The sequence below is a fragment of the Pelagimonas varians genome (assembly GCF_003208435.1).
GTDB lineage: Bacteria > Pseudomonadota > Alphaproteobacteria > Rhodobacterales > Rhodobacteraceae > Pelagimonas > Pelagimonas varians.
In genome coordinates this window covers 144,387-160,823 of sequence record NZ_QKMF01000011.1, presented here as the reverse complement: position 1 = coordinate 160,823, position 16,437 = coordinate 144,387, and the positions used below count along the sequence as shown (strand labels likewise).

Here is a 16,437-nt window from a genome sequence, read left to right as displayed (position 1 = left end):
GTCAGGCTCATAACCTGAAGGTCGTAGGTTCAAATCCTACTCCCGCAACCAATAATACCCAAAAGGCCGCCCTCAACGGGCGGCCTTTGGCGTTTAACCCACTCTCTTCTCGAGCACGCGCAGAATGCCTCTTAAAACTCACCGAATGAACCCCTCCACTTGTCACGATTGTTGAACATAAAAACAGACCTTTCCGGGGGTGATCCCGGAATCAACTGAAATTCTTCAGCAGAAAATCTAGACCGCTACATAGTAAATGCCGTCCTGAATGAACGGGCAATATACAAACCACACGGTTCATCTCTTGTAAGCTTCCGTTTGCACCAATCGCCTTCGGTCTAATAATTTGATTTGTACCTTTTCGACGCTCGCTGAGCGGGTTTCGGTCCGTTACTAATTAAATTGGTCTGGCTTCGAGTTTTCGCCGCCATGACCCCTCAATTAGACGGGGCCTTGTCCATCGATTTTGTTGCGATTGGACGTTTCTTCGAAAGCGATGCAGAACCTTCACTTTAGCGGGGGCAATGTCCGAAAAACGGTTTGTTTTGGCGAAAGTCTCCATGAAATTTTGTTTGACGACTTGAAGGACGCCCAAAAACCGCACAAAAGTCGGCTAACAGAGCCGCAGGCGATCCTGATCTTGTTCAGATGTTTAGCAATATTTCTTTGTCGGGCTCTAGGGAGTGACTGGCGATGGACAAAGTCACGGTTTTTACCCCAAAGACTCCGCGTCAGCAGGAGCGAACCTTTTGGGGGCGGGTTACAAAAAGCTTGCTTTTGCGAGTGCGAGGACAAAATGGGTAAAAAAGGCGAACAGATTGCGGCATTGCCTATGCGCTGGAATGGTGAAGGCAAACTCGAGATTTTGATGGTGACGTCACGCGGCACAGGCCGTTGGATTGTTCCAAAAGGCTGGGAAATGGACGACACCAAACCGTGGAAAGCAGCTTCAATCGAAGCGCTGGAAGAGGCAGGTATCAAAGGCCGGATCAGTCGGGATATGATCGGGACCTATAAGTATATCAAAGTACTGGACGATGGTACAAAACTGCCTTGTGTGGTGCGCGTCTATCCTATGATTGTCGAAAAGATGAAGCGTGATTGGAAAGAGCGTAAGCAACGCACTCGGCGCTGGTTCACTCCTAGATCGGCGGCGCGCCGAGTTCATGAAAAGCAACTTTCTAAACTGATAAAATCGTTGGATCGCAAGCCACGTAAACAGCCTGTAATCCGAGAATTGTTGAAAGCGGGCTAGCGCAGATCAATCAACGGGCAAGCCGCTTGGTACTTCCGAAGGCCGGCCCAATGGCAATTTCTTCGCGGTTTGCCCGGTAAGTGCGTTGAGAAATGCCTCGATATCTTCAAGGTCGGCCTCACTCGCGACGATTTGGGTTGTTTCCAGATTGCTGAGGATGCGCAAAGTTTCAGCAGTGTCAGTAACCAATCTGAAATCGTCAGGTTGTAGCCATGCGATCTTTGGCAATGCAGCCATGTCGGGCTGCCATTGGGCGTGTGAAACTGCTGGGTTTGCCATGTGCCGTACTATGTCTTTAAGGGTAGGAAAGGCACCGTTATGCCCGTAGGGCCCACTCAAGGCGACATTTCTGAGGGAAGGTGTCCGGAACTTGTATGCATCGTCAGGATTGCCGGTAGTCTCCATCCGTCCGATGTCTCGTTGCCCCTCAACTCGGCCCGGGCCAAACGTTGGCACTCCTACCGAATGGTAGTCCTGATCGGAAAAAAGCGGACCGTTGTGACACTGGGCGCAGCCTGCTTCTCCAAAAAACAACTGGCGTCCTCTTTCAGCATCCTCTGGTAGGGCGGTCCCGTGCTTGACCCAATCGTCATAGGGGCTGTCAAAGCTTTGCCATTCGTTTCCTATAAAGGCGGCCAATGCGTTTGCGATCTCTACGATTGTGATGTCTTCGACGTTTTTCACATGCGGGAAAGCCGCGATGAATGCAGGGGTATAATCTGGAATGCCATGTACGCGCTTTGCGACCATGTCCCAGCCTTTATCGATTTGATCCGAAAATGCGGCTCCAACCGGATTTTCATCCGGAGCACCGGCCATTTCGGCACCGGAGCTCATGGGGAATAGCGCTTGTGCAGCCAATATCGAGTTTAAGCCCATAGGCAATCGGGCCCCAGCCGGGGTGTCAAAGCGGGCTCCCTTTGCGTCTGTCGCCTCAACACGCCCGTCATGAAACAATGCGCGCACGTCGCGGTGGCCAAGGTTCCAAAGAGCAGGTGCGTTGCGCGGGATCCGTGCCGAAATTCGGGTGACACCATCGCCTGGTGAACGGTTGGGGCCAATGCCGGAACCGCCTTCACCAATGCCGAGGCTCATTCCGTCGGTGCCATCGAGTGAATGATGATGGCAGGTGCCACAACTGATGTTCTGATTGCCCGACAGAGCCTTGTCATAAAACAAAAGCTGGCCAAGCTTTGCCTGTGTTGCATCAAAGGCGATAAAGTCGGCAGCGGTCATTGTTTCGGAGCGCGCAGATCCGGCTGCGTTCATTGCGAGGATAAGAAAGAGGGCGGTGAGTGGGTTTGAAAAAATTCGCATTTGAACACCTGAACGATCACAAAAAAGTTATCTGGGAATTCTCCCAGAGTGTCCAAGGATTGCTTTTGTGGCAAGTGATGGAAATGTCACGTTTTGGGGGGGCATCCGCCACGAGCCGTCCACAATTTGGTGAATATTGGACGTTTGTTTCCAAAAGCAGAACGTCGACCCGTGCGAATCGAGTCACTCAGGGGTGAAGGCTCCGTATCGTCCGCCAAAGAACATCAACGGATCGCCTGTGCGGGTAGAGACCTGCAAAACCTTGGCCACGACAATGGAATGGTCACCGCCATCATGTATCGCATGAGTTTCACATTCAAAGCGGGACAGGCAGTTGTTTATGATGGGCACGCCTTGGGCATTGGTTTCCCAATCAAGCCCGTCAAACGCCTCTGCCGAGCGCGCAAACCCATTGCCAATATGCTGTTGTTCATCGCCAAGGACATGAATGGCGAAATGCTTGGCCGCCACATAGAACGGATAGCGCGAAGAATTTTTCGCCGGAGACCAAAGGACTAATGCCGGATCTAGGGACACGCTGGCAAAGCTGTTGGCGGTGATCCCGATCGGGCCGGTCGGCGTGGCGCAGGTAATCACAGTGACCCCCGTCCCAAAGCGCCCCAAAGCGTCGCGAAACGCGCGGGGATCAGATTGGGCCGGGTCAAAACTGGTGGCTTGTATGGTCACGTGATCTGCTTTCTCTTGACCCTAGGCGACTTCGTGGCCAAGCGCGAGCGTGTACAGCTCGTACCAGGTTACACGGTCCATGGTCACACGATCAGCATCGCTGATCTGTTTGATACGGTCCAGATTGTTGGTGCCAAGGACCGGAAGAATGCGGGCAGGGTGCGCCAAAAGCCACGCGACAGCCACGGCAGCGACGTCGACCCCTTGGTCAGCACCGATTTCTGCCAGTTTTGTGCGCAGTGCCGCAATTGCGCTATCAAACAAGACACCGCCACCCAGCGGGGACCACGCCATCGGCGGCACAGCAAGGCGCTGCAAATGGGCAAGATCGCCATTGGTAAACGGTTCATGGCAGAGCAAACTCATCTCAATCTGGTTTGTGACGAGTTTGTTTTTCATGCCCGATTGCAGCAGATCCCAGTCATAAGGGCGGAAATTCGAAACGCCGACCGAGCGAACTTTGCCGCTGGCGATGACATCGTCCAGCGCTGCGCCGGTTTCGTGATGGTCCATCAACGGGTCGGGGCGGTGGATCAACAAAAGGTCAATATGGTCCGTCTTCATCAACCGCAACGAATGTTCAACCGAGGCCAAAATATGAGCGCGGCTGGTGTCGTAGTACTTGACCTTTGCATCGGCATACCGGCCCGCAGGGGCGACGATATCGCATTTTGTGACAATTTCGATCTGATTGCGAAGGCCGGGTGTCAGGGCATTGCCCAAGATTTCTTCGGCCTCATATCCGCCATAGATGTCGGCCTGATCCATCGTTGTGATGCCTTGGTCCAGACAGGCGGAAATCTTGTTTTGGACATGGGCGGTGCTGGTGTCGGCGTCATCACCAATACGCCACATGCCATAGACAAGGCGGCTTACGTCCAACGCGTCGTTAAGTTTGATGCGGTCCATTTTGGTCTCCGTCGTGCCGGTCTGCTCGGCAGTCATCTTGGGTCTAATGTGTGCCCGATATCGCGTTCGTCGAAGTGGTTCAACTGTGGCGATACCGGCGGGTGTCAAGGGCTTGCGGGAATTAGCGGCGGGGCCCCGCGGCCAAAGGCGTTGCGGGCGCGGATGTTGGAACACGTCCATAGGCCTCAGGCAGTGAACAGGTTTTCATCTGCGGCAAAACCTTTTGGCCAAAGTGTTGGCATTCGTCGATATGTGGGTATCCAGACAGGATAAAGGCCCGCATGCCCATCTTTTGATACTCTTCCAGCTTGCTCAGCACCTGATCGGTTGATCCTACCAGCGCGGCACCGCATCCTGATCGCGCCCGTCCTACGCCCGTCCACAGGTTTGGCTCGACAAAACCTTCCATGTCAGCCAGTTCGCGGTTTTTGGCTTGGTGGGAGACACCTAGGGAAATGCTGTCTTGGGCGCGGTCGCGAATTTCGGAGCCTTTGTCGTCGTCCAGCTTGGACACGATGTGTTGCGCGTATTCCCGTGCTTCGGCTTCGGTGTCGCGCACAATGCAGTGCACACGCAAACCGTAGTCCAAGGTGCGGCCATATTTCTCGGCCACGGCGTGCACGGCTTTCATACGTTCGGCAAGCTGTTCTTTCGGTTCCGGCCACATCAAGTAGACGTCGCAATGCTCGCCGCACAGATCCAACGCATCCGGGCTGTAACCACCGAAATACAACAACGGCCCGCCGGTCTGATAAGGCACAACCGGATCAACACCCATGTCGGTAAAGTTATACACGTCACCGTGGTGATTGATCTTGTCTTGCGTCCACGCCTGCTTGAGAATTTCGACCACTTCGCGCGACCGCTGGTAGCGATATTTGCTGTCATCCTTTTCGCCCGGAAAGTCCGACGAGATGATGTTTACCGTTAGTCGCCCTTCTAGCATGTGATCCAAGGTCGCAATGGTGCGGGCCAGCATAATGGGTTGCATTTCACCGCAGCGCACGGCGGCCAGCATGTTGATCTTGTCTGTAATCGGGGCGCATCCTGCGACAAAGCTAAGGGTGTCTTGGCCAACTTGATAGGATGACGGGCACAAGATGTTGCGAAACCCCTGCGCCTCGGCCTCTTTGACGATGCTGGAACAATGCGCCCAGCTGGACCTTAGTTTTCCGTCTGGAACCCCTAGGAACTCATAGTCATCCGAGCAAAGCGCGGCGAACCAGGATACTTCTGCCGCATCCAGATCGGGCGACGTGATTGGCACGATTGTCATAAGGTGCACCTCCCATGCATTTTCTCTTGCGTAGCACTCGATTTTAAGTAAATCAATGGTGGATCAATTTTGAAAGCCATCTGATGAGAGACCGACATTCCCTGCCGCTTTATTTGCAAATCAGCGAGATGTTGATCCGTGAGATAAATGCCGGACGACTGGCGGACGGAGAGCGCCTGCCGCCAGAGAGAGACTATGCCGCGCAGCTTGGAACTTCGGTCGGGACATTGCGTAAATCACTGGCGGATTTAACTGAAAAAGGTCTGCTGGAACGCATTCAAGGGTCCGGCAACTATATTCGTGCCCGCAGTGATGTTCAGTCAGTATATACGTTTTTTCGTGTCGAATTGCTTGACGGTGGCGGCCTGCCAACGGCTGATGTTTTATCTGTCGAGCGGGTTGGGAAACCTGCCGACCTACCGCAGTTCGGGACCAACTCGGAAGCGTATCGCATAAGACGTTTGCGCCGGTTAAACGGTACGCCAGCAGTGGTTGAAGAAATTTGGCTGGATGCAGATTGCGCGGCGGATGTTTCCGAAGCTGATCTGTCTGAATCCCTATACCTGTATTACCGAGAAAAACTGGGGCTGTGGATCACGTCGGCAGAGGACAGATTCTCAGTTAGCGCGGTTCCCGACTGGGCCCCGAATGACTTCGGGCAACAGTCCGGTGTGCCAGCATTGCTGGCGACGCGGGTCAGCCTGACAGCAGACGGAAACCGTGTCGAAGTTTCACGCGGTTGGATCGACACCAACGTGGCCACCTATGTATCACGGTTAAGATAAGGCAGAAAAGCATGCAAAAGACCCTCAATTACGGCGTCATTGGTTGCGGCATGATGGGGCGCGAGCATTTGCGCAATATCGCTTTGCTGGACGGTGCCCGTGTTCATGCAATCTTTGAGCCAGACTCCGAAATGGCCGCCCGCGCCCAAGAAATCGCGCCAGATGCAGTGTTTGTTGAATCTATTAATGACTTGTTGGCCGAGCCGGATTTGGATTGTCTTTTGGTGGTTAGTCCCAACTATCTACATATTGATCAGCTTGAGGAAATCGCACAAAGCCGACCTCTGCCGCTGTTGATGGAAAAGCCATTGTATACGGATCCGGATCACGCTGCTCGGATCGACGCGATCAAAACAACATATCCGGCGCCAATCTGGATCGCGATGGAGTACCGCTACATGCCTCCGGTTGCCAAATTTCTTGAGCAGCTGGAGCAGGCCACCGGCGGTGTCAAAATGCTGACGATCCGCGAACACCGCTTTCCATTCCTGACCAAAGTGGGGGACTGGAACCGGTTCAATCACAAGACCGGTGGCACTTTGGTGGAGAAATGCTGTCACTTCTTTGACTTGATGCGCTTTGCTTTGAAATCCGATCCGGTCCGCGTGATGGCCAGTGCAGGTCAGGCGGTGAACCATCTGGATGAAACCTATGACGGAGAAGTTCCGGATATCTGGGACAGTGGATACGTGATTGTCGATTTCGCCAATGGTGCGCGTGCCATGCTGGAACTGTGCATGTTCGCGGAAGGCGCGCGGTTCCAAGAAGAGCTGAGCGCAGTCGGACCAAAGGGCAAAATTGAAGCTCAGGTTCCGGGGCCGGGCCGGTTCTGGCCAGAACACTTGGGTGCCCCTCCAACGCCACAAGTCGTCATTAGCCCTCGCAACCCACCCGGTCCGGTCGCGCTGGAAATCCCGGTCGAAGACAGGCTGCTTCAGGCTGGCGACCACAATGGATCGACATTTTATCAGCACCAGAAATTTTTGGCAGTTGTACGCGGCGAAGGTCAGGCTGATGTCAGTTTGGAAGATGGTGCATGGGCTGTTCGGATGGGGCACGCCGCCCAAAAATCTGCCCGAACCGGCGCAAGTGTAATCCTTTGATCGTTTGAGATTGCCGCTTTTTTGCCACAGGAACCGGTCTAAATTGCGCCGATTCGGCCTCTAACCCCAAGATTTCGCGGCCTTCTCAAGATTCTTCCTAGCCTCAGACATGAGATTGAGTTATTTCTTGGGCAGAGCAAAATAAGTGACCAAAAAAAAATAATAGGTCACACAGAGGTAAAGCGGTGTTTTCATGAGCGCGATCGATTTCGTGGTGCGCACCCGTGTGGGTGCAGTTGAACGTGGTTCTGTTGGTGGAGAAAATGAGGGTTTCCTCATTGATGCTGGCAATGGACGCGATATTTCCCTTAACTTGGACAGATCACAACTGGGCGGCTATGATCGCGCCGCAGATGATCTTTTGATTACTTTGGCGGATGGCCGGGTGATCGTTCTTGAACAGTATTTCTCGGAAGACGGGGGCGGAAGCCGCCTTTTCCTGAGCGCCAACGGCGAGCTTAATCAAGTCAGCCTTGTCGAGGCCGATGGCGGCGCATTGTTTGCCCAATACGGCCCGACCGAGACTTGGGGTAAATGGAGCCCGACTGACGAATTGATCTTTGTGGACGAGCCGCAGGTCGCTTTGGATGGTGCGTTCTATCCCGAAGACGAAGAAGTAAGCATGCTTGGGGCCGGCCTTTTGGGCGCGGCCGGACTTGGCATGTCCGGTGCCGGTCTTGGTGCGGTTGGTCTTGGGACCGCGGCGCTACTGGCAGCCGGTGGCGGAGATGATGGCGGCGGCAGCGGTGGCGGCGGATCGACACCTATTGTCCCGAACGTCGATGACCCCGAAGCAGGTTATGAGTTTGGCGGTGATGACGAGCCGTCCATCACGATCACCGGCACGGGCGAACCTGGATCCGAAGTTATCGTGACGATTGGCGAAGACACCGTGTCCACGGATATAGGCGAGGATGGAACGTGGGAAGCCGTATTTGAAGGCGAAGATTTCCCGGACGATGGCGTCTATACAAATGTCCCCGTTGTGGTGACCAACCCTGCCGGAGAAGTGACCGAGCTGGGGGGGCCATCCTTTGAGATCGACACAACACCACCAGCAGTTGAGGCTGTTGAAGGCACGGTGTCGACGGGTGATTTGTTTAACGAAGATGATCACGCGGATGGTGTTGAGCTTTCGGGCTCCGCTGAAGCGGGTTCAACCTTGACCGTCACAATCGGCGAGCATGTTGAAACCATCACTGTTGGCGAAGACGGATTGTGGACATTTACGTTTGACGAAACAGTTTTGCCCGCGGGTGAATATGTTCAAGCGGTTGTGATCACTGCGACCGACAGCTTTGGCAATTCGACCACAATCAACGAAGAAATTCGGGTCGATACTGTCAACGAAATTGGTCTGAGCAATGCCCCGCTGACAGGGGATGATCTGATCAACGCAGGTGAACATGCTGCGGGCGTCACACTGACAGGAACCAGTCAGGCCGGATCTACCGTTGAAGTGACCATCGAGGGTCAAATGCAGTCTGTGACCGTCGATGGCGACGGGAACTGGAGCGTTACTTTCGATTCCAGCATGTTGGCTGGGGGCACATATTCGACAATGGCGACGATTGTTTCAACCGATCTGGTTGGAAACATCTCAACCATGACCCACGAATTTGACGTCGATACCGAAGCTGCTGTGACCGTGGACACCTCTACGGCGGGTGGTGATGGCACCGTGAATGCTGTTGAGCATGGCGGAACTGTCACCTTGGTTGGAACCGGCGAAGCTGGTTCCGCGATCGAGGTTGAGATCGACGGCAACACATGGACCACCACCGTTGCTGACGACGGGAGCTGGACTGTTGATGTGGGCGCGGGCTTCTTGCCTGCGGGCACCACTGTTGCTGAAGTTGCAGTGACATCGACAGATTTGGCAGGCAACGTTGCGACGACTTGGGGTGACGTTAACATCGACACCCAAAACGAGATTGCCATGGCGACAGGCAATGTCGAAGGCGACGGTATCGTAAACGCAGCAGAACGCGCCGACGGTGTTGTTTTGAATGGCGTGGGTGAAGCCGGATCTTCGATTGCGGTTACCGTTGCGGGTACTGTTTTGAACACAACCGTGGATGCTTCGGGCAATTGGAGCGTGACGATTCCGGCCGCTTCGGTGCCCACTGGGACCACCACTCTGGATGTGACCGCTGTTTCGACGGATTTAGCGGGCAACACTGCCACAGCCAATGGGTCAATCAACATCGACACAGAAACAAATGTGTCGGTTGTGACAGATACGGTCGAAGGCGACGGGGTCGTAAACGCGGCAGAACACGCCGATGGTGTGGTCCTGACAGGCCAAGCCGAGGCCGGTGCTTCGGTACAAGTGACCATGGGCACTGTCACGCAGGCTGCGGTTGTTGCTGCAGATGGCAGCTGGACGGCATCGTTTGCGGCCGCTGACATTCCAACCGGTGAAAGCACGCAGACGGTAACGGCGGTTGCAACGGATGCGGCGGGCAACACTGCCACTGCAACCGGTTCTGTGGATGTTGACACATTGGTGCGCAACTTCAACTTCACCTCAACACCTGGTGGTGCTGATGGTGTAATCAACGCTGACGAAGCGGCGCAAGGGCTGTCACTGACAGGCACAACCGAACCGGGCGGCACCGTTCAGGTGACTTTGGCGGGTGTAACCGTTGCGGCCACTGTCGCGGCAGACGGAAGCTGGACTGCAAATTTCACGGCGGCTCAATTGCCGAGTGGCGAGCAGACGCTCACTATGACCGCAGTTTCTACCGATTTGGCCGGAAACTCTGAAACGATCACCCAAAACGTCGTGATCGATACGGACGCAGGGCTGTTGACGATCAGTGCGGACCCTGTCGAAGGTGACGATATGGTCAACTTTGTCGAGGCGTCGGATGGGGTAATCCTGACCGGTACATCGACACCGTTCCAGACTGTTGACGTGACCATGAACGGGGTGACCCATTCGGTTGTAACCGACGCAAGCGGCGTTTGGATTGCGCCTTTTGCAGCTGGCGAAATTCCTCAAGGAACATACACAGCCGATATCACTGCAACGACCACTGACACGGCTGGGAACATCCTGACCCGTACGGACACATTGCAGTTTGACACCGAAGTCCGCAATTTTGCGACCAGCGCTGAATCTGTAGAAGGTGACAATGTCATCAACGCAGCCGAAGCTGCTGACGGGTTTAGCTTGTCAGGCACAACGGAACCGGGCGGCACAGTGGAAGTTTCCTTTAACGGGGTAACTCGGTCGGCCACGGTCGATGCTAGCGGAAACTGGTCGGTCGGCTTTACGGCGAGCGAAGTGCCTTCTGGCGAGTCCAACGAAACAGCCACGATCTACACCACCGATGTCGCTGGCAACACTGAGCAAACCAGTGTCGACTTTGCGGTTGATACGCTGGTGAATAATCTGGCTGTATCACCCGATCCGACGACTGCAGATGACGTGATCAACGCCGAGGAAGCAACCCAAGGCTTTACCATGACAGGTGAGGTCGAGGTGGGTTCAACCGTGATTGTGACCTTTGGCGGTGTGGCTCATACGGCCATCGTCGCTGCCAATGGCGCGTGGAGCGTAGATATTCCGCCTAGTTCGATCCAGTCCGGAACCGGTGTTCAGGTTGCAACGATTGCTGCAACCGATCTGGCAGGTAACACACTATCAACCACCGAAGACATCATGGTTGATACAGTTGCACCTGATCAGCTTGCTTGGGAAGGTTATGGCCGCAACCACGAAGGTGTCGATCAGATCCGGACCGAGATCAGCGATGATTCAGTTGAAATCAGCCGTGTTGTCGATGGCGAGGGCGCGAACCCAAGCGTGGTTGATGTTGCTTTGGACAGTCAGGTGGATGTTGATGCGCTGGATCTGACCTTCCACACATTCGCTGATGCTGTGCCCGATGGAACGCATCTGGTATTGTCGCAAACCGATGAGGCCGGCAATGTGTCCGGCTCGTATTTGGTGACCGATGATCCAGCGACCTCCGAAGTCACGATGACGGATGCGCTGGCGTCGACTTTGTCCGATTTCAATATCGAAACCATCGATCTTGAGTTCGCGGAAGACAGCCATTTGACTATTACCGAAGCGCAGTTGACCGCGCTGTCGTCCAACACCGACACTTTGGTTGTGCATGGTGGTGCGGATGACAGTGTTACTATCATCGGCGCAACGGCATCCGGTACGCACACAGAGGGTTCCGAGACGTTCAACGTCTTTACCCTCGGCGATGCGACTTTGTTGATTGACGACGACATCACCAATGTGTCGACAGGTGTCGTCTAAGTACCAGTAAGACGTCTGGAGGCCCGGCTGAACCGGGCCCCAGATCCCGAAAAACGATAATAATGAATTCGCGCCGATACGGGGGCACGACTATGAGTATGAGCAGGCGGAGTCTGGGCTTGATCATCGCTGTCGCGATGTTGCCTGGATGCATGACAGATATGGGTGAGGGCGTTGTCTCTCGCTTCAAGGGGGCCGAACCACAAACGGCTGCCGGGACAAGTGTATCTGCAGCACCCAAACCCAAAAAGGCGGTTGTCCGAGCCTCGGACGCCTCTGAAATTATACGCGCGTTGCAGTCCCGGCCATCACTCTTGATATCCGGAACGCCCTATAGCCGTGTTGCCGATGCCGTGATGGCATCAGATGCCCGCGTGGCAGAAGCAGAATTGCGGGTCGCAAGACTGCGTGAGCAAGCCTCCAAGTACAATTGGTTGCCAAGCATTGGCCCCAGCGTGTCGCTCAATTCGCTTGGCGATTTTGTGGCGGATCTGGTGATCAATCAGGTAATTTTCGACAATGGCCGCAAGAAGGCGGAACGCGATCTTGCAAAAGCAAATGTTGAACTGGCGGCGGTGACCTTGGTTGAGGACGGAAATGACCGCGTGCATGATGCGCTGTCGCTCTATCTGACGGCCGAACGGAACCGGGCCATCACCCAGCATTCCGAGATTGCCATCAAGGAAATGCGGCACTTTGAATGGGTGATGCAAGAACGGGTCAACGGCGGCATATCGGACATGTCGGATCTGAATATCGTGCAGCAAAAGATTGCCACGTTGCGGTCACGTTCTAGCGAAGCCCAAGAGGCCACGGTAACCGCGATGGCTGAACTGAATGCAATGTCCTCCCGAAATCTAGATGACTTGCGCGGCGTCGGCGACTTGCGCGCCGAGACGTCAGCCGACGTTCTGGGTGTCTTGCGTGCCAAAGGCGAACGCGAACGCACAATCGCCGAGTCAAAAATCGCCCGAGCGGGCCATTTGCCGGGGCTCTATGCCAATGCATCCGGTGGCAGCAGTGATCCATCGGTCGGAATTGATGTGACCATCGATACCTTGTTTAGCCTTGGCACATCGGCTGAATTCGAGGCGTTGGACATTAGCAAAGAAACGGCAGATCGCCGTGTTGCTGAGGCTGGCGAAGACGCCGCGCGCGAGATTGCCGCCCAATCGCGCAAGCTTGAAGCCTTTACCCGCCAAATTGGCGAGGCAAAAACCCTGACCAAACAGGCCAAAGTGAACCTTGATCTGTTTCAGGCACAGTATGACGGCGGGCAACGTCAGGTAATGGATGTAGTTGGTGTGTTTGAAACTTATGCGGCGGCGCTCGTGCGTGAGATTGATTTGAAATATAAGGCCGAGCGGGCCGAGCTGGAACTGGCCCGGCTGCGCGGCGGTCTTGCAGAAGGGGCGCAGATTTGACGACGCCCCAGATATTGCGAATGGCCGACCGTGCAAAAGAGGCGGTTCTAAAGGCCGTGCCTGCAGGCGCAACACCCAGCGGTTTGAAACGTAGTTCGCTGTATTCAGAGAAGGCAACGTCGCGCGCTGACATGATCCGCATGCTGGCGGGTCGGTTAGGTGTCGAAGCCCGCCGTCCGGACGTGCTTGAGGCATTGGCCCGCGAAGCCGGGTGCTACGATAGTTACGATGCCGTGGCGATGAAAGCGGGCCTCGAAGCGGCTGGATTGATCGCAGAGTTGGAGGAACCCGACAGTCTGGTTCCAACACTTTGGCCTGCGATCGCCATGATGACGAATGGCCAGACTGTCCTGGTTCTTGGCCAGCAGGACGGCGGCCTGACCATCTATGACGAAACCGGTACAGATATGCGATCCGAGGTCGCGGTTGCAGAATTCGGACCGTATTTTTCGGGGCAGTTGCTCCGGGCCGAAGCGCCGGTTCAAGCATTGTCTCAATCCCATGCCAGCATCGATGAAAAATCCCATTGGTTCTGGGGGCAATTCAAACGGTTTTCACGCCACTTTGGCGAAGTTGCGCTGGGCTCCTTTGTTGCGAACCTGTTGGCTGTTTCTGTCGCGCTGTTCTCGTTACAGGTCTATGACCGCGTGATTCCGCATCAGTCCGAAGCGACGCTATGGGTGCTGGCGGCAGGTGCCGGTATGGCCTTGTTGCTTGAGGCCTTTTTAAAGGTGGCGCGGTCGCAATTGCTGGATGGGGCAGGGCGCCAAATCGAGCTTGGGGTTCAAAAGACCCTGATGGACAAGCTGCTTGGCATGCGGTCCGATCTTGCAGGGCGGTCTCCATCCCAGCTGTTTTCTGCGATGCGTGAATTTGGATCCGTACGGGAATTTTTTACCGCTTCGACCGTTGGGTCGTTGGCCGACATCCCGTTTATCTTTGTCTTTCTCGCCTTGGTTTGGTCCATCGCAGGGTCGGTGGTTTGGGTCTTGATCGCAGGCGGCGTCCTGATGGTTATTCCGGGCTTTTTGATGCAGAAAAAGATGATCCGCCTCACGCAAGAAATGCAGGGCGCATCATCCAAGCAGTCTCGCTTGCTGCAAGAGGTTGTGGTGGAGCTGGACACGATCAAAACCCAGCGTGCCGAAGACCGCTTCGCGCGCTCGTGGGAAGAGTTGGTTGCGGTTCAGGCGCTCAAATCATCCGAACAACGCAAACTTGCGGCGTCCCTGACGTTTTGGAGCCAAGGCATTCAGCAAGCGACCTATGTTGGCGCGGTGATTACCGGCACTTATCTGGTGTTTGCAGGTGAATTCACCGTCGGGTCCATTATCGCTGTGGGTATTTTGAGTTCACGGACCTTGGCCCCCTTGACGCAACTGTCCGGAATTATGGCCCGTTGGGGCAATGTCAAAGGTGCGCTGGACGGATTGGATTCAATTGCCCATGTCGATTCAGACCGGTCCACAGAACGCACATATCTGCGCCGCGAAACGCTTCGTGGGGAATTTGAGCTACGCGATGCCACCTATCGGTATGATCCCGAAGGCGCTGCGGTGCTCGACTTGCAGGCTGTGAAAATTCCAGCCGGACAGGTTTTGGCCGTGCTTGGCGCGAACGGGTCGGGCAAATCAACTTTGTTGAAAATGCTGACTGGCCTGTATGCACCATCCAGCGGCAAGCTGACCATCGACGGAACAGAGATGTCGCAGATTGATCCGCGTGATTTGCGCAGGACGATTGGCTATCTGGGCCAAGACGTGCGTCTGTTTCACGGAACCCTGCGCGACAACCTCAATTTGAATTTGCTCGAACGCAATGATGATCGCCTGTTTGAAGCATTGGATTTTGCGGGGCTTGGCCAGTTTGTAAAGTCACACCCGAAGGGGTTGGATCTGGATATCCACGATGGCGGCGAAGGCATGTCTGTTGGCCAACGCCAAAGCATCGGCTGGGCCCGGCTGTGGCTGCAAGATCCGGACATTTGCCTGTTGGATGAACCAACAGCAGCACTAGACCAGAACCTTGAAAAGACGCTGATTTCCCGGTTGGAGGTTTGGCTGGAAGGTCGGACTGCGGTTATTGCTACGCACCGGGTGCCGATTTTGTCACTGGCGTCGCGGACTATGGTTCTTGCCAACGGTCGAATGGCCATTGATGGGCCACGTGACCAAGTTCTTGATCATCTGCGTACTGCCGGACAGGGAGCTGCATAATGGCTGTGTCTTCAACCAACCTTGCGGCGCAATTGTCCAAGGATATGAACGGGCCATCGATGACGATCTGGCTTTGTGCGATCACTGTTTGGGCCTTTGTCATCTGGGCCTCTTTTGCCTGGGTTGATGAAATTGTGCGTGCCGAAGGGGAATTGATTTCATCTTCGCGCCCGCAAATCATCCAGAACCTTGAAGGCGGAATTTTGTCCGAACTTCTTGTCAAAGAAGGTGACGAAGTTTTACGCGGCGATGTACTTGCCCGCTTGTATGGAACCCAATTTCGAAGCTCGGTTGATGATCTGAGTGACCAAATTACCGCCCTCGAGATCCGCCGCCTGCGGCTCGAGGCCGAACTGGCGGGGGCGTCGACATTTGACGTCCCCGCATCTTTGGCGACGCGGTCGCCGCAGATGGTGGCATCAGAGCGGGCATTGTTAATGGCCCGTCACTCGGACTTTGTCAGCCGCAGTAGCGGTGCGCGCAGTGTGTTGAACCAAGCGCAAAGCGAGCTTGATTTGATGGAGAACCTTCTGAAAAAGAAGGTGGTCGCACTGATTGAGGTAACGCGGGCCCGCAAGGCGCAGGCGGATGCCAAGAAACTGTATGACGACATCGTCACGCAGACCGATTTGGCCCGCGCTGAGGAATTTTCTGAAACTCTGAAAGAGTTGGCGACGCTGCAACAGAATTTGAAGGCGTCTCAGGATCAGCTGAATCGCACCGTTTTGAAATCGCCGATGCACGGGATCGTCAACAATCTCAGTGTCACGACGATTGGCGGAGTTGTCCGTCCGGGTGAAGAGATTTTACAAATTATTCCTCTGGACGAAGAGCTGTTTGTCGAAGCGCAGGTCAAGCCCGAGAACATCGCCAACATTCGTCCGGGCCAAGAGGTTACGATCAAGCTGACTGCCTATGATTATACGATCTACGGCACCCTAAAGGGGCGTGTCGATGTCATTTCAGCCGATACCTTCAAGGATGAACGGCGGCCCGAGACAGAGACCCACTACAAGGTATCAATCCGTGTGGATATGGCGTCCATGACTGACCGTCAGGCCGCGATGGAAATCCGTCCGGGTATGCAGGCGCAGGCCGAATTGCACACGGGTGAAAAGACGATTTTGCAATACTTGCTCAAGCCGCTCTACAAATCGCGCGAAGCCTTCCGAGAGCCATAGGG

Annotated in this window: 11 protein-coding genes; 7 read left to right on the top strand and 4 right to left on the bottom strand. The window is 54.9% G+C overall.

The features are described from left to right. Window positions 1-796: 796 nt before the first annotated feature. Window positions 797-1,255: an NUDIX hydrolase gene (locus tag C8N36_RS15235; protein WP_097805544.1), complete on the top strand. Its 459-nt coding sequence runs from the start codon at window positions 797-799 to the stop codon at window positions 1,253-1,255. A 6-nt stretch (window positions 1,256-1,261) separates the two neighbouring features. Here the strand turns inward: C8N36_RS15235 and C8N36_RS15230 are convergent, their stop codons facing one another. The 4 genes from C8N36_RS15230 to C8N36_RS15210 form a co-directional block, all read right to left on the bottom strand. After that, window positions 1,262-2,572 (bottom strand): cytochrome-c peroxidase, encoded by a 1,311-nt coding sequence (locus C8N36_RS15230; protein WP_245910852.1) that lies wholly within the window; start codon window positions 2,570-2,572, stop codon window positions 1,262-1,264. Window positions 2,573-2,755: 183 nt separating this feature from the next. Next, the gene (locus tag C8N36_RS15220) at window positions 2,756-3,259 is read right to left on the bottom strand and encodes a flavin reductase family protein (protein ID WP_097805541.1); all 504 of its coding nucleotides are present in this window, start codon (window positions 3,257-3,259) and stop codon (window positions 2,756-2,758) included. Between the two features lie 21 nt (window positions 3,260-3,280). Further along, complete coding sequence (locus C8N36_RS15215) at window positions 3,281-4,168, bottom strand: aldo/keto reductase (protein WP_097805566.1); 888 nt, start codon at window positions 4,166-4,168, stop codon at window positions 3,281-3,283. Window positions 4,169-4,289: 121 nt separating this feature from the next. Beyond that, window positions 4,290-5,444 carry an LLM class flavin-dependent oxidoreductase gene (locus C8N36_RS15210; protein ID WP_110767918.1) on the bottom strand — a complete coding sequence of 385 codons (1,155 nt, stop codon included), beginning with the start codon at window positions 5,442-5,444 and terminating at the stop codon, window positions 4,290-4,292. An 83-nt stretch (window positions 5,445-5,527) separates the two neighbouring features. Here C8N36_RS15210 and C8N36_RS15205 point away from each other — a divergent pair, with 83 nt between their 5' ends. The 6 genes from C8N36_RS15205 (at window position 5,528) to C8N36_RS15180 (ending at window position 16,435) form a co-directional block, all read left to right on the top strand. Next, window positions 5,528-6,229, top strand: a complete 702-nt coding sequence (locus C8N36_RS15205) for a GntR family transcriptional regulator (protein WP_097805539.1) — start codon at window positions 5,528-5,530, stop codon at window positions 6,227-6,229. 11 nt (window positions 6,230-6,240) lie between these two features. Next, complete coding sequence (locus tag C8N36_RS15200; protein WP_097805538.1) at window positions 6,241-7,332, top strand: Gfo/Idh/MocA family protein; 1,092 nt, start codon at window positions 6,241-6,243, stop codon at window positions 7,330-7,332. Window positions 7,333-7,525: 193 nt separating this feature from the next. Then, entirely contained in the window at window positions 7,526-11,614 is a 4,089-nt protein-coding gene (locus C8N36_RS15195; protein WP_097805537.1) for an Ig-like domain-containing protein, read from the top strand. 98 nt (window positions 11,615-11,712) lie between these two features. Beyond that, window positions 11,713-13,038: a TolC family protein gene (locus C8N36_RS15190; protein ID WP_097805536.1), complete on the top strand. Its 1,326-nt coding sequence runs from the start codon at window positions 11,713-11,715 to the stop codon at window positions 13,036-13,038. Between the two features lie 20 nt (window positions 13,039-13,058). Next, window positions 13,059-15,254 carry an ATP-binding cassette domain-containing protein gene (locus C8N36_RS15185; protein WP_097805535.1) on the top strand — a complete coding sequence of 732 codons (2,196 nt, stop codon included), beginning with the start codon at window positions 13,059-13,061 and terminating at the stop codon, window positions 15,252-15,254. Next, window positions 15,254-16,435 (top strand): HlyD family type I secretion periplasmic adaptor subunit, encoded by a 1,182-nt coding sequence (locus C8N36_RS15180; RefSeq protein WP_176527107.1) that lies wholly within the window; start codon window positions 15,254-15,256, stop codon window positions 16,433-16,435. Before C8N36_RS15185 ends, C8N36_RS15180 begins: the two co-directional genes overlap by 1 nt. Window positions 16,436-16,437 lie beyond the last annotated feature (2 nt).

What these genes read in the sequence shown, in the direction of transcription:
- C8N36_RS15205 (WP_097805539.1), top strand. Translation starts at nt 5,528, where the DNA reads ATGAGAGACCGACATTCCCTGCCGCTTTATTTGCAAATCAGCGAGATG.
- C8N36_RS15180 (WP_176527107.1), top strand. Translation starts at nt 15,254, where the DNA reads ATGGCTGTGTCTTCAACCAACCTTGCGGCGCAATTGTCCAAGGATATG.
- C8N36_RS15185 (WP_097805535.1), top strand. Translation starts at nt 13,059, where the DNA reads ATGGCCGACCGTGCAAAAGAGGCGGTTCTAAAGGCCGTGCCTGCAGGC.
- C8N36_RS15235 (WP_097805544.1), top strand. Translation starts at nt 797, where the DNA reads ATGGGTAAAAAAGGCGAACAGATTGCGGCATTGCCTATGCGCTGGAAT.
- C8N36_RS15215 (WP_097805566.1), bottom strand. Translation starts at nt 4,168, where the DNA reads ATGGACCGCATCAAACTTAACGACGCGTTGGACGTAAGCCGCCTTGTC.
- C8N36_RS15200 (WP_097805538.1), top strand. Translation starts at nt 6,241, where the DNA reads ATGCAAAAGACCCTCAATTACGGCGTCATTGGTTGCGGCATGATGGGG.
- C8N36_RS15210 (WP_110767918.1), bottom strand. Translation starts at nt 5,444, where the DNA reads ATGACAATCGTGCCAATCACGTCGCCCGATCTGGATGCGGCAGAAGTA.
- C8N36_RS15195 (WP_097805537.1), top strand. Translation starts at nt 7,526, where the DNA reads ATGAGCGCGATCGATTTCGTGGTGCGCACCCGTGTGGGTGCAGTTGAA.
- C8N36_RS15190 (WP_097805536.1), top strand. Translation starts at nt 11,713, where the DNA reads ATGAGCAGGCGGAGTCTGGGCTTGATCATCGCTGTCGCGATGTTGCCT.
- C8N36_RS15230 (WP_245910852.1), bottom strand. Translation starts at nt 2,572, where the DNA reads ATGCGAATTTTTTCAAACCCACTCACCGCCCTCTTTCTTATCCTCGCA.